10 protein-coding genes and 2 pseudogenes are annotated in these 12,745 nt (G+C 43.0%); 5 read left to right on the top strand and 7 right to left on the bottom strand.

The genetic code is table 11. The annotated features are described in order from the left end of the window. Positions 1 to 3: 3 nt before the first annotated feature. Positions 4 to 2,436, top strand: coding sequence for a VolA/Pla-1 family phospholipase (locus AC3CH3_RS22415; RefSeq protein ID WP_016767435.1), 2,433 nt, complete (start codon positions 4 to 6; stop codon positions 2,434 to 2,436). A gap of 222 nt (positions 2,437 to 2,658) precedes the next feature. Further along, a complete protein-coding gene (locus AC3CH3_RS22410) occupies positions 2,659 to 3,216 on the top strand; it encodes a PhnA domain-containing protein (RefSeq protein WP_017060062.1) in 558 nt (185 codons plus the stop codon). A gap of 81 nt (positions 3,217 to 3,297) precedes the next feature. On the opposite strand, the pseudogene AC3CH3_RS22405 reads toward AC3CH3_RS22410, so the two are convergent. Further along, positions 3,298 to 3,681, bottom strand: a pseudogene (locus tag AC3CH3_RS22405) (BamA/TamA family outer membrane protein); the annotation flags it as partial. A gap of 18 nt (positions 3,682 to 3,699) precedes the next feature. On the opposite strand from AC3CH3_RS22405, the gene tnpA reads away from it, so the two are divergent. Genes tnpA through tnpC form a run of 3 tightly spaced genes read left to right on the top strand, consistent with a single transcriptional unit; the run spans position 3,700 to position 5,968 of the window. Continuing rightward, the gene (tnpA, locus tag AC3CH3_RS22400; RefSeq protein WP_488538491.1) at positions 3,700 to 4,011 is read left to right on the top strand and encodes an IS66 family insertion sequence element accessory protein TnpA; all 312 of its coding nucleotides are present in this window, start codon (positions 3,700 to 3,702) and stop codon (positions 4,009 to 4,011) included. After that, positions 4,008 to 4,361 carry an IS66 family insertion sequence element accessory protein TnpB gene (gene tnpB / locus AC3CH3_RS22395; RefSeq protein WP_261893880.1) on the top strand — a complete coding sequence of 118 codons (354 nt, stop codon included), beginning with the start codon at positions 4,008 to 4,010 and terminating at the stop codon, positions 4,359 to 4,361. The genes tnpA and tnpB overlap by 4 nt, the downstream gene beginning before the upstream one ends. A 59-nt stretch (positions 4,362 to 4,420) precedes the next feature. Then, positions 4,421 to 5,968, top strand: a complete 1,548-nt coding sequence (gene tnpC, locus AC3CH3_RS22390; RefSeq protein WP_488538346.1) for an IS66 family transposase — start codon at positions 4,421 to 4,423, stop codon at positions 5,966 to 5,968. Between the two features lie 34 nt (positions 5,969 to 6,002). On the opposite strand, the pseudogene AC3CH3_RS22385 reads toward tnpC, so the two are convergent. From AC3CH3_RS22385 to AC3CH3_RS22360, 6 genes and pseudogenes are all read right to left on the bottom strand, one after another. Next, positions 6,003 to 6,842: pseudogene (locus tag AC3CH3_RS22385) on the bottom strand (BamA/TamA family outer membrane protein); the annotation flags it as partial. Between the two features lie 256 nt (positions 6,843 to 7,098). Then, entirely contained in the window at positions 7,099 to 8,004 is a 906-nt protein-coding gene (locus AC3CH3_RS22380; RefSeq protein WP_019825860.1) for a LysR family transcriptional regulator, read from the bottom strand. Between the two features lie 155 nt (positions 8,005 to 8,159). Beyond that, the gene (locus AC3CH3_RS22375) at positions 8,160 to 8,585 is read right to left on the bottom strand and encodes a hypothetical protein (RefSeq protein ID WP_488538490.1); all 426 of its coding nucleotides are present in this window, start codon (positions 8,583 to 8,585) and stop codon (positions 8,160 to 8,162) included. 16 nt (positions 8,586 to 8,601) lie between these two features. Beyond that, positions 8,602 to 9,774 (bottom strand): patatin-like phospholipase family protein, encoded by a 1,173-nt coding sequence (locus AC3CH3_RS22370; RefSeq protein ID WP_488539089.1) that lies wholly within the window; start codon positions 9,772 to 9,774, stop codon positions 8,602 to 8,604. A gap of 204 nt (positions 9,775 to 9,978) precedes the next feature. Beyond that, complete coding sequence (pdxY, locus tag AC3CH3_RS22365; protein ID WP_488538489.1) at positions 9,979 to 10,836, bottom strand: pyridoxal kinase PdxY; 858 nt, start codon at positions 10,834 to 10,836, stop codon at positions 9,979 to 9,981. 170 nt (positions 10,837 to 11,006) lie between these two features. After that, a complete protein-coding gene (locus AC3CH3_RS22360; protein WP_488538488.1) occupies positions 11,007 to 12,605 on the bottom strand; it encodes a bifunctional aspartate transaminase/aspartate 4-decarboxylase in 1,599 nt (532 codons plus the stop codon). Positions 12,606 to 12,745: the final 140 nt, after the last annotated feature.

Raw genomic sequence — 12,745 nt, 5'->3', positions numbered from 1 at the left:
AACATGAAAAAGTTATTTAATATTTCGCTGCTTGCTTCAGCAATGTTTCTTGCCGGTTGTGGTGATGACACATCTAGCTCCGGGGCTTCAACAACAATTCAATATGAGCAATATATTCAAGATTCACTTGCACGAGCAACGAACATCAAGTTTCAACTAACCGGTGCTGATATTGCTGTTCCTCTTCCTAGCTTCGCATTAATGGATGCAACCGATGGGACACTTGGTTTACCGACTGGTGATGATGACTCATTAACTAACCCTATCGCAGCAATGAATACAATGGATGGCTGGTCAACTTCAATGCCAATCATCATGGATTTTGAAGGTACTGGCTTAGCTGACGGTGTAGCTACTGGCGGGGTTTACCTATTAAAGCTTAGCGACTCACTCACCTCTGAGACGGCACCAACTGTTACTGGCGTATTGGAACAAGGCACTCATTTTAATGTTCTGTCTAGTGCTTCAACCGACACCTTTACGATAGTTTTCAACGATTCACTCGCTGCTTCGAGCGAATACGTGTTGGCGCTATCAAATGAACTCACGGATGTTAATGGTGATCCTGTTGGCATGTCGGCAAGTTATGCTGCACTAAAATCTAGTGCGGTAACGTATACTGAAGGTAGCCTAGCTCAAGCACAACAAGTCACTCAAGGTGTTGAAAAGATCTTCGCCGGAGCGACTGCAGCAGGTGCGATTAACCTTGATACTGAAAACATCATTTACTCTACGTGGTTTACTACAGAGTCTGTCGGCGATTCTCTTTTCGCTACCAAAGCGGCTACAGCAACTGGATTGGCCTCAGCAAATCTTAATGGTGTCTGGAAAGGCGGTGCGAACCCTAACTCTGTTGACCTGACAACAGCTTATGTGATGCAATTTGGTACTACAGAACTGTTCACAACAGCTTTAGCAAACGATACTGACTTTGATAAGTATGTTGCAGGTAACGATGCAACAACGATCGCAACCCTTAAAGGCGCGATTAATGGATTGTATGGCGCTACTGACAACGTTGATGTAACCCAAGGTTTTGTTCAATTACCCTATTATCTAGAAACTAGTGCTACTGAATGGAACTCACAGCCATTCGAATCGGGCATGCCTAGCTTAGCAAAAATTTCAAGTGCTTTAAGTGATAGTGCCGAGCAAGCAAATATGGCTACTCAGTTAGCTGCTGCTGGTATCGACACAAGCATATTAGCGACAGAGCAAACCGAACAACTAAAGTTAATCGGATTAAACTTAACGATGGCCGATGGTTCTCCACTTGATAGCGAAAGAGTTATTACGAAATACTCTCCAGTTCCTCAAGTTAAATCATTAGAATCTGTCGAATTCTTGCTATTTACGCCTAATGGTACAGATCCTACTGATATAGTCATTTACCAACACGGTATCACCTCTGCAAAAGAAAATGCTTACGCGTTCGCTTACAACCTAGCGAGAGCTGGAGTTGCTGTCTTAGCTATTGACTTACCAATACACGGTACTCGTAGTTTGGATGACCAACGTTCAGCAAATGCCGATGTCTTAGCTTATTTAAATCTTACTAACTTGCCTGTAGCGCGTGATAACGTTCGTCAAAGTGCACTAGATATTATGGGTTTGAGAGCTTCATTAACAGCATCTTTGAAAGCTGGTTTACTTACTAGTTCACCTTTGCAGGGATTTAACATAGCTACTGGCTCACAAGTTAAGTTTCTAGGTCATTCGTTAGGAGGTATTGTCGGAACGACAGCTGTTGCGTCTTCTAACCGTACGTTAGGTAGTACAACTGCTGATGCTCTTTATTCATTCAGCGCTGCTGCTATCGAAAACTCTGGTGGCCAAATATCTAACCTTCTGTTGGGTTCACCTTTCTTTGGCCCACAAGTTAAGCACAACGTAGCCTTAGGGGCTTCGACAGAGTACGCAAGCTATGCAGCTGCTAGCTGTACAAACAGCTCGGATAAACTGTGCTACGAAATGTTTGAAGGCAGTGCAACCACAGCACAACTGGCAACAATGACCGCAGCATTCCAACAGTTCGCGTATGCAGCTCAAACCGTGTTAGATACTATTGACCCTTACACAAATGCTGATTACTTGTTGGATGCTACTACTCCTATGCCAATCTACATGGGTCAAGTGCAAGGTGACGAAACAGTACCAAACACCGTTGCGAATGCTCCTTTTGCTGGAACAACACCGCTTGCTACAAAACTTGGCTTAACAGTTGTAGATGCAAGCAATACAATGCCAAACGGTACTAGCGACTTTGTTAAATTTGGCAAAGATGCTGTTCACAGCACATTCGTGGCACCGCAAGATGATACTACGCCTCTACCATTAGATTTAAACCATCACGTAAGTATGCAGACGCAAGCTGTAGACTTCTTAATAGATAATGCTTTAACTGCAGCGTCTATTACTGGTTCCGTATTGGAATAACAACGAGTTTTAAATGAAACCAATGCCAGCTTAACCGCTGGCATTTTTGTATCTGTCGTTCGAACAATCTCCCTCGTTAACCGTTTGCATAGAACCTTAAAACACAAATGGTTGATCTCAGCTAAAATTAATCAAGACAGAATACCGTACGACCTCTTTCTTTATTGTAAATAAAGTGGATAATAGCCTCGTAATTTAATACCTAATAAATGTGAGTCCATTATGTCTTCTGAAGCTACTATGCTAGAACGCTGCCAATCTAAATGTGAACTATGTGGTTCTGATTCTTCTCTTACTGCATACGCAGTGCCGCCACACAGCCACGTAACAGTGGATCACGGCATCATGGTATGTGACAAATGTCTTGGTGAGATTGACGATCCTAAAGATATCAACCACTGGCGTTGTCTTACTGACAGCATGTGGAGTCAAGAGGCGCCAGTTCAAGTAACTGCATGGCGTCAACTTACTCGTCTGAACACAGAAAGCTGGGCTCAAGACGCGCTAGACATGATGTACCTTGAAGAAGAAACATCAGTTTGGGCACAAATCGGCATGTCTGCTGATGACAAGCCTCTTGATGTAAACGGCGTTGAACTTAAGAAAGGTGACGACGTAACAGTAATTAAAGACCTGCCAATCAAAGGTACTAACCAAGTGATTAAGCAAGGTACTGTTATCCGCGGCATCAGCGTTGGTGACGATCCTAAGCTTGTTTCTGGTAAAACAAACGGCGGTCAATCAATGTACGTAATCGCTGAGTTCTGCCGTAAGAAGTAATTCTTCTTTTAGCTGAACAAAATCTAAAAAGGCGCTGAATAGCGCCTTTTTTCTTGGAAAAATTTCAACTCATGAGTTGTTCTAGAAACCACTGCCTATATTAAAGTAGATAGCTCGCTCTTCATGGCTCTGCGCGTAGTCCATACCAAGGTGTAAACCGTAACGTCTTGCGATTTGATATCGGAAACCGACACCTCCTGCATTTACCGTACTATCCTGACTTATCTTGCTATCTTGTTTTGCATTACCAGAACCGTAGAACCCAGAAACCTTCCAGCGATGATTAATGCTATACGTCAATTGCCCTTGTATAGTTTCAATCTCATCCCCTTGATAACGGTAAGAAGACACACCACGTAAAGAAACATAAGGCTTCGCTGTTGGTGATACAAACAGATCTTTCGTAAGCGCTCCATAAACCCCGCATTCTAATCGCCTAACACGAATAATAAGATCAAGTCTCCAACCATGAGGAGATTTGAAATGGGAAAACGACACACTAAACAAGAATGGCAAACGCTTATCGAACAATCTGAATCGAGTTCATTGTCAACGATCGCATTCTGTAAGCTCAATGAACTCAATCCCTCAACGTTTTATGCTAAGCGCCAACAACTCAAAAAAGCGGATGTATCTCAAGGCTTTGTCCGAACAGAGGTCGTCGAAAAGACAACGAAATACCAAGCTCAAATAGCAACCGCTAACATGACCCTTCTCGTCAATGATGTTGAGCTGAGTATTCCTCAAGGCACGCCTGCAACCTACCTAGCAGAGCTCATCGGGGCGCTGTCATGAAACGCATGCTGAGCGCACCAGACATTTATCTGTATCGTGAGAGCGTCGATTTTAGAAAGTCCATCAATGGCCTCGCTGCAATTATCGAAAGTGACACCGATTTACCCTTGGGGAGTGGCGCACTGTTCCTGTTCACCAACAAACAGCGCGACAAAATCAAAGTGTTGTACTGGGATAAAACAGGCTTCGCCCTGTGGTATAAGCGCCTCGAAAAAGCCAAGTACAAGTGGCCATCAAAAGAGAAAAATCAGGTATTTACCTTGACTCAATTTGAGCTTGATAGGCTGCTTTCTGGCTTCACAATTATCGGCCATAAACCTGTCACAATAAACGATTTTACAATGACTTAAACGATAATAAAGCCTTATCCACCAAGCGTTAACGGCACGATTTTAGTATAATCAATGTCATGAAAAAGACACTAAATATCGACCCAGAAAGTCAAGATATTGCCGAGCTACAAGCGATGGTGAAAGCACTGATGCTCTCGAATGAGCAGAAGGAATCACAATGGCAACAAGAGCGTCAATCGCTGCTTGAACAACTCAAGCTTGCCTTCGACCGTCAATTCGCGAAACGCTCGGAGGCGTTAAAGCCTTACGATGAATCTCAAGGAGATCTCTTCAACGAAGTGGAATGTGAAGCCGCTAAGGAAGAAGAGGTTGAGGTCACGACCACGACCACGACCATAACGAAGAAGCGTGGTAAACGTAAACCACTTCCAACGACCTTGCCTCGAGAGGTTATCGAACTCGATTTAGACGACCATGAAAAGCAGTGTTCATGCTGCAATCATAACCTACATAAAATCGGCGAAGACCGCAGTGAGAAATTAGAGTTCACACCAGCAGTGCTTAAAGTGCAGGAATATGTCCGCCCTAAATATGCGTGCCGCGAGTGCGAGAAAACAAAAGACAATAGCCGCATCGTTCAAAAGCCAGCCCCGCAGAGTCTTATCCCTAAGAGCTTCGCGACAGAAAGCTTGCTTGCCAATATCATTCTGGGTAAATACCAATACGCGATGCCACTTTATCGGCAAGAGTCGCTGTTTAATCAGTCGGGTATCGAGCTATCACGCACCACCATGGCAAGGTGGATTATCCAAGTCAGTGAGAAGTTCGAACCTTTATATGAAGCGCTGAAAGACCATCTTCTTCAACAAGTAGTGGTTCAAGCGGATGAAACGCCGCTTAATGTGCTCAAAGAAGAGAAACAGTGTTACATGTGGCTCTACTGCTCGGGCGCCGACTCACCCGAAGCCGCACTACCGAATATGAAAAATATCGCCTTGTACGACTACCAAAACAGTCGCGCGAGGGCGTGTCCCGTGGACTTTTTAGGTGACTACAACGGTTATCTACAAACCGATGGCTACGCGGCTTATGATGGTCTGCATCACGTCACCAATGTAGGGTGCTTAGCGCATGCTCGTCGCAAGTTCATGGATGCGAAGAAGCTTCAAGGGAAAGGTAAATCAGGCAAGGCTGATAAGGCGCTGGCTAAAATCCAAAAACTCTACGGGATAGAATCACGCTTAAAAGGTGCGCCTGCCCAAGAGCGAAAAGCAGAGCGTCAAGCGTATGCCAAACCGATACTGGATGAACTTTACGAATGGATGACGACCCAGAAAGTGATAGGCTCTAGTGCACTAGGTAAAGCGATAAAATATACGCTCGGACAATGGCCAAAGCTCATTCGTTATATCGACGATGGTCACTTATCTATCGATAATAATCGCGCTGAACGCGCAATTAAACCGCTGGTCATTGGCAGAAAAAATTGGTTGTTCTCTGACACACCAAACGGTGCTGGTGCGAGCGCGATGCTTTACAGCATCGTCGAGACCGCGAAAGCCAACGGACTTATCCTCTACGACTATCTGGTCAAGTGCATGAAAGAGTTGGCGAAAGCAGAGCCTGATATCGACGCACTCCTACCTTGGAACTTCAAACATTAGTAATATCGCCCCGTGGGTTCATGGGGCGGATACGATCTTTCTGTTCGAAGTTTTGATAGTTTGCGGCCAAGCCTAACGTCCATTTATTGGTGATTGGGATATAAGCTTCACCATCAATGTTGAGATTACGGTAATTGTAATCACTGCCAATGGCATCATCATAAATCATGTAATCAGCAGACAACTTATAGCCCTTAGTCGGATAAAATAGGTTATCTCGCGTGTCATATTCTACCTCTAACCCTAAACCTGACGTGACCGATTCGTTACCCAAGAGTTTATCTAAAAGTGTATTTTCGAATTCAATTTCAGACTTTGCCAGTAATTGCTTTATACCCAACATCCAAGGTGTATTTCCGAGTCTAAACTGTACCTTTTGAGACAGTACAGCAACGGAAGTTGATGTGCCTATTCTCAGGTCATGGTCAATCGGTGCCCAATCGATTGATGTGTACAAATCTAAATTCGCAACACCAAAACCGCCCCCCCCAGTATAACGAATAGCATCATTCATCCATGAACGTCTATGGCCACCAAAGACAAACCAAGTATCATTTTCTGTACCGACTGCGCCAACCACTGACATTGCAGAAGGAACAAGCTGCGCACCACCATCTATAGCAGAGAGCGCTGCCTGCTTTCGTTGTCGCTTTTCTTCATCCGTCTCATGTAGAAACAAGCCAGCTACACCGCCACCGTAACCCACTGCAGGCTCGGTAATCAAAATTGGAATAGGTAAAAAGCCCGTCGCATTTTCTGCGATGTGATGGCCCATATCAAATTTGCCATCCACAGGATCGTAAAAAGACGCCATAGTAGAAAAAGGGATCAATAAAGAGCTTGAAAATAACGCAAGCACACCACTGCAGTTCATATTAATTGCCTCAAAAAAACCGAGGCGCGAACCTCGGTTGAAAATTTGCTTCCGTGCAATAAACATTAAAAATAATAACATTTTGCTACAAAGAAAGTTCTTTAGCAGCGCAAGCATAATAGCTAGCTCTTAATATTTCCCCTACTCTCATATGGAGGGTCTCGCCCTACAAAATCAAATAATCCATAGATCGTATGAACGAAAAAGGCTCATGTAAATGAGCCTCTATAAACAAATAAACTGTGTTCTTGTGGGATTAATCTCGCTTTAGCAATCGCTCTATGTTCTCTTTAATAACGGATAATACCGATGACTTAACTTCGCTAATTTGTTTAGAATGAGGGCACCATAGTGCAAAGCCAAATTTAAATCCTTGTTCCATTTCAGACGACTGTATAGGTTCGATGTCGTAATGCGAAAATTCAGAATGAGCGAACGTTTTTGGTAGAAGTGCCCATCCTAGACCTGCTTCAACCATTTTGATAACCAGCGCTAATTGGTCGACTTCTTCATTGTCAGAACTAATGGTTATTTTTTCGGACATTCCTTCTTCAATGAAGGATTTTAAGACAAACTGCTTCGCATTTCTTAGCGCTAAAAGTACATCTTCTTTTGCCAAAGCAGAAAACTCGCCATTTTTTTGAACAAAAGGAAAAAATTCTATATGGCCTAAAAAGGTGGCATCAAAACTGTGTATTCCACGGCTGTCATGCACGTTGACCAGTCCAAAATGATACTCACCGCTCTGAAGTCCTTGTTTAATGTCTTTCTTATTTCGTACTAGAAAATTCACTCGTATCATCGGGAAATCACGACGCAACTTCTTTCGAATATCCACAAGGATTTGATGAGGTATCACACTTGAATAAGCAAAAGTAATGTTTTCCAAACCGCCATAAGATAAGCTCAAGGCTACCTTGTCGAAAGTGCGTGCTTGTTCAATTGTTTGCTTAGCATAGTGATAAAGGTGATGCCCGTCTTCCGTTGGTTCTACCGATCGACCGACTCTTTCAAAAAGGCTGACTGCGAGTTGATCTTCGAGATTAGTAATCACTTGCCCGATTGTCGTTCTGTGCTTGTTGAGCTTAACGGCAGCTTTACTGAACGAAAGCTGGTCATAAACGGTAACGAACGCGAGAAGTTGTTCAATGCTGAAATTCATTTTGATGTGCTTATTTTTAATCGTTATATATTTAAATTATCACAGGCTGACGAAATATCTACTTTGTCATAATAATAGTGAGATGAATTCGTCTAGTTGAAACAAAAAAACCTACTTAAGTCAGTAGGTTCTATCATTGAGTTGTAGCGAATAACTTAAATGTACTCGATAACTCGAGCTAGGTAGTTAAAGTCGCCTGAATCACCGTGGTAATTGCGGTAAATATCGACACTAAAATATCTAGGTTGATCCGCTTGAATATGTTCAGCAATACGCTGCTCAATGGACTCTAGAGTTTCACCCGTTTGCGAGTGAATGTATTTCTTGCTGCCCTTCTGAAGTTGGCGTTGCTTAGGTTCTTTATGTGTGATGTAGTTATTCACTTCTACCCACTGACCAATGTAATCAATTGTCACGTAATCTGAAGTCTCTTCAACCATCACCAACGCTGCTTCTTGTTGAACATCGACCAGTTGTAGCATGTCGTTATTTACTTTTTGCTGTTCCATTGAGGATGTGTTTTGTGCCATTGCAGCGCCAGACGTTGCAATAATAAGTAGCGTTAATGCCGTTTTTTTCATTTTACAATATCCCTAATTAAGGTAATTCGGTTACCCAAGGTTTGCCCTGAGTTGCTTTGTGATAGCCATACTCGTATATGGTTAATAGGTAATGTTCATCAAACATGTCTTTGGTTTGTTTGGCGTAACCAAAATCGTGTTCAATGTAAGTAAATTGCATATCAATATTGTTGGCTTCACTGATGTATTTCATTCGATATAAGTCACCACGAGTTTGAGCAAGAGTCAGGCTTGATACGCTCTTCGCTACCAAATCTAGGCCCTTGTCTCGTAACGAGTGGTACGGCGCTTTCAGTGCACCATTTCGAATCACATCAAGCTGTGGTGGTGTTTCTAATCCAAGTGCATCTGAGATCTGTTGATAGTCAAATTGCGATGGATTGAAGAACACTTGAGCCGCTAAGCCACCATCAACGTGTAACTCTTCAAAAGTTTCACCTTCATGTTCCACATTGATAAACTGCGGTGGGAACACTCCAGGAATAGATGCACTTGCGGCCAAAACCTTATAGATAAGCTCGGATTTATTTGGCATGTCACTGTTTGCAATTGCGCCCACATTCCAAATCACAAGCTCGCCGGAATCAAAATGTGTGCTGCCAATGAACAGACGCTTACCATTTCGATGTTGCTCTGCAATTTGCTCAATCATCGGTTCAGGGAACGCCGAAGCAATGAACTGATACAAGCTTTCTCCATCAGTAAACGCATCTTTAAAGACAGTGTTCAGAAAATTCTTTTTGCCAAGGACTGACTTGTCATTAATATTCAACATCACTTCCTTCATCTTCGGAAACGCATCTCCCCCGATGAACACAAACGGTGCCATTAACGCGCCTGCGCTGATGCCTGTCACTATGGAGTAGTCCTTCAGCTGGCCTGATTCTTCAAGCCCGATCAAAATACCGGCACCAAAGGCTCCGTTGGCGCCACCTCCTGACAACGCAAGAATGTTCAGTTGATCGCCTGATACGGTAATCGGCGTGGTTTTATCATCTGCAGAATATAAGAAATCTGGCGCCTCGTTAGACCAAATACGCAGTGGCTCACCTACGGTAGAGGTATCTTCTACTACTACTTCTTTGTAATTATCTTTATTTACACGTAGATCCAGTGTATGAGGTGAACTACAGGCCACTACGAGGAATGACAAAGCAACGGTAAGACTGGAAGAGATTAGACGGTTCATATTTAGGCTCATTTAATTTTCTCTAATGTGATTCAGAGACTCTGTTTAATAAAATTTGAAAACAGAAAAGTTAATAAATAGGAATAAAGTGAAGTCCATCTCTTTGTGGTCGTAATATAGCTAGAGTAAGGCTTAACTCGTAATCTTGTTTGTAGGACGCTATCCATCGAATAGCCATCGCCACCACATTTAGAGTTAAACGCTCTAGGCTATTTTGACTACGTTGAAATCGTGGGTAGGCTCAACAAATTCATATTGAGCATTAATCGTTTGTAGTTCCCAAGTGCCATAGCTCTTAGTCAGCTCCAATACACCGTAGACGGCGTTGTTTGCGTGACGGAATGCAGCCACCGGAGACATTTTTTTCATTAACCCTGCAGTAAATATGCCTGAGATAAGATCGCCAACACCAACTGGTTGCTTATCAAATTCAATATTCGGTCTTTGGACTAAATAACATGCCTTTTTCGTTGCGAGGATCATGCTGAACGCGTCGTCGGGTAATGAATGCAGATGTTTCACTAACACCATCTTTGGTCCAAGTTCCAATGCTTTCTTACAAGCGGTAACGGCATCATAAAGCGAGTGGATTTTGGTATTGGTCAATTCACTTAGCTCAAATTGGTTGGGCACGATCGCATCAGCAATCGGCAGTAAGTGTTTGGCTATGGCAGCTTTAACCCCATCATCAACGATACAACCTTTATCTGGATCGCCCATTACAGGGTCACAAATATAGAGTGCGCTGTGATTTTTATCTTTGATGAGATTTACCGCTTCAGCAACCGCTTTGCATTGGTCTGCACTTCCCTGATAACCCGAAAGAACCGCGCCACAGTCTTTCAATGCACTGATGTTGTCTAAGCCTTGAATTAAATTTCGAATATCGTCTGAACCAAATGTTTGTCCTGTCCACCCTTGCTCATATTGAGTGTGATTAGAAAACTGAACAGTATGGATTGGCCACACATCAAGCCCCATCCTTTGGATTGGAAAAACCACAGAGCTATTGCCTGCATGCCCAAAAACCACGTGAGATTGAATAGAAATAATGCTTTTCATACGCCGCTCTTTTTTAGTTTAAATTGGATTTTTAATTACTTGCGAAAGACGACTAAATAAACACAACGGAACGTCAAGATAAGCAGTTGTTACCTGCTAACCACTGTGCTTATTTGGTCGGAATAGCCTCGACATCGCCGAGGCATATTCTTGGTAAGTTTGACTAAAACTTATTCGCCTTGAAACTCAGCGAAGTGTTCGTCTAACACCTTGCGCGTTGCGCGACCAATCAGTTCGTACTCGTGGTGAGTAAGGTTAGCCAAAGAAACGCGAACAGAAGCGTGTACTACATCGAAGCCTTTGCCTGGAAGCAAGATAACGCCTGTTTCGTGTGCAAGTCGGAACAGGAAGTCTTTGCCCTTCTCGTTCGTTTTGAACCATTCAACGAAAGCTGGGCCGTACAATTTGCCGCCCAAAGTGTCGAGCTCAAGCAATGTGTAGTAGTCCACACGATCTTTGTTTTCTTCAATTTCTACACCCATGTTTTTGTACAGAGTTTTGTAACGCTCACGAATGATGCGTTTGCACGCTTCTTTGTAGTTTTGCTCTGAGTCCATGAGGCAGTTCAATGAGAACAGCGCCATTTGAACTTGTTGTGGTAGTGAAAGACCCGCGGTGTGGTTTAGTGCAACACTTCGGCTGTCTGCAACAATACGATCGATGAACTTAATACCGCGAGGTTCTGGATCTAACGTCTTGTATCGCTCATCCAGTTCAAGTTGACGCGTTTCTGGTAGGCTACGCATTGCATCATCGAACACATTGTTGTGTTGAATCGCAATCGAGCCAAGGCGCCAGCCTGTCGCACCGAAGTACTTAGAGAATGAGTAAACACAAAGCGTGTTGTATGGAAGTTTGGCAAACAGAGAAACAAACTCGTCTGCGAATGTCCCGTACACGTCATCGGTGATAATGAACAGATCACTACGTTGGGTGTTAACGAAGTCTGATAAGTTATCAAGCGTCTCATCAGAGAACTTCACTGATGCAGGGTTTGCTGGGTTTACTACACACAACAATTTAATGTCTTTATCTTCTAGCTTCTGGATTTCAGACATAGGAAGCTGCCATGTTGTCTCGTCTAAACGAAGCTCTACGATCTCAAGTTCGTATTCCGAAAGCTCAGGAATCTCTAGGTAAGGTGTGAAGATTGGTGTGATTAACGCAACCTTATCGCCTTTCTTTAGTAGACCGTTGTGAAACATGGTTTGGAACGTATACGTCATTGACGCCGTACCACCTTCAGTGGCAAACAGATCGAAATCCGTTGTCATTGGCATTGGGCCGTACATCTCTTCTGCTATGTACTGTTTTACAACCGTTTCGATATTCGTCAGCATACGTGGCGGCACTGGGTAGTTACACGCTAAGTACGCGTTAACCAGTTCATTCAAGAACACTTGCTTCTCGATGCCTAGGCGATCTTTTGCGTAGCTCAGAGCTTTTTCAATGAACTGAACACCTGGGTTCTGTTGATTATTGTTTGCGTAAGAATCAAAACGCTCAACAATACCGACACCATCTGGGATGCCGCCAAAGCTACCGTCTAAATATGAATATGTACGCTCCGCTTCCATTACGGCGAATTCACCTAAGCGAATAAACGCTTTACGTGGCAATGTTGCTAGGAAGTTTGGATTCCCACGGCCTGCATCTAATAAAGCACGGTCTGGTACTGTTTGTGCAACTTCAATTAATTTATCTTTCAATTCAAATGGGCTTAAATCAGCAAATTTTGAAAAATCGATAGTTGTATTTTGTGTAGTCATGATATTTACCTAATTATTTAATATTGAACACTTTCATTTAAACAAAGTGTTTTACTTGAGTTTGTTTATTCGAGCCTAACCAATATTTTTATTTGGCAGGCCTTTTAATAAATTGATAGTTCTTTTTAAAAATCGTATTA

The sequence above is a fragment of the Vibrio sp. QJM3NY_35 genome (genome assembly GCF_057785915.1).
Note: the sequence above shows the minus strand (reverse complement) of the source record. Positions and strands in the feature narration are given on the sequence as shown.

Coding starts and splice junctions, on each gene's coding strand:
- AC3CH3_RS22370 (WP_488539089.1), bottom strand. CDS start 9,774: ATGAACCGTCTAATCTCTTCCAGTCTTACCGTTGCTTTGTCATTCCTC.
- tnpB (WP_261893880.1), top strand. CDS start 4,008: ATGAAACGCATGCTGAGCGCACCAGACATTTATCTGTATCGTGAGAGC.
- AC3CH3_RS22410 (WP_017060062.1), top strand. CDS start 2,659: ATGTCTTCTGAAGCTACTATGCTAGAACGCTGCCAATCTAAATGTGAA.
- AC3CH3_RS22360 (WP_488538488.1), bottom strand. CDS start 12,605: ATGACTACACAAAATACAACTATCGATTTTTCAAAATTTGCTGATTTA.
- AC3CH3_RS22380 (WP_019825860.1), bottom strand. CDS start 8,004: ATGAATTTCAGCATTGAACAACTTCTCGCGTTCGTTACCGTTTATGAC.
- AC3CH3_RS22375 (WP_488538490.1), bottom strand. CDS start 8,585: ATGAAAAAAACGGCATTAACGCTACTTATTATTGCAACGTCTGGCGCT.
- pdxY (WP_488538489.1), bottom strand. CDS start 10,836: ATGAAAAGCATTATTTCTATTCAATCTCACGTGGTTTTTGGGCATGCA.
- tnpC (WP_488538346.1), top strand. CDS start 4,421: ATGAAAAAGACACTAAATATCGACCCAGAAAGTCAAGATATTGCCGAG.
- AC3CH3_RS22415 (WP_016767435.1), top strand. CDS start 4: ATGAAAAAGTTATTTAATATTTCGCTGCTTGCTTCAGCAATGTTTCTT.
- tnpA (WP_488538491.1), top strand. CDS start 3,700: ATGGGAAAACGACACACTAAACAAGAATGGCAAACGCTTATCGAACAA.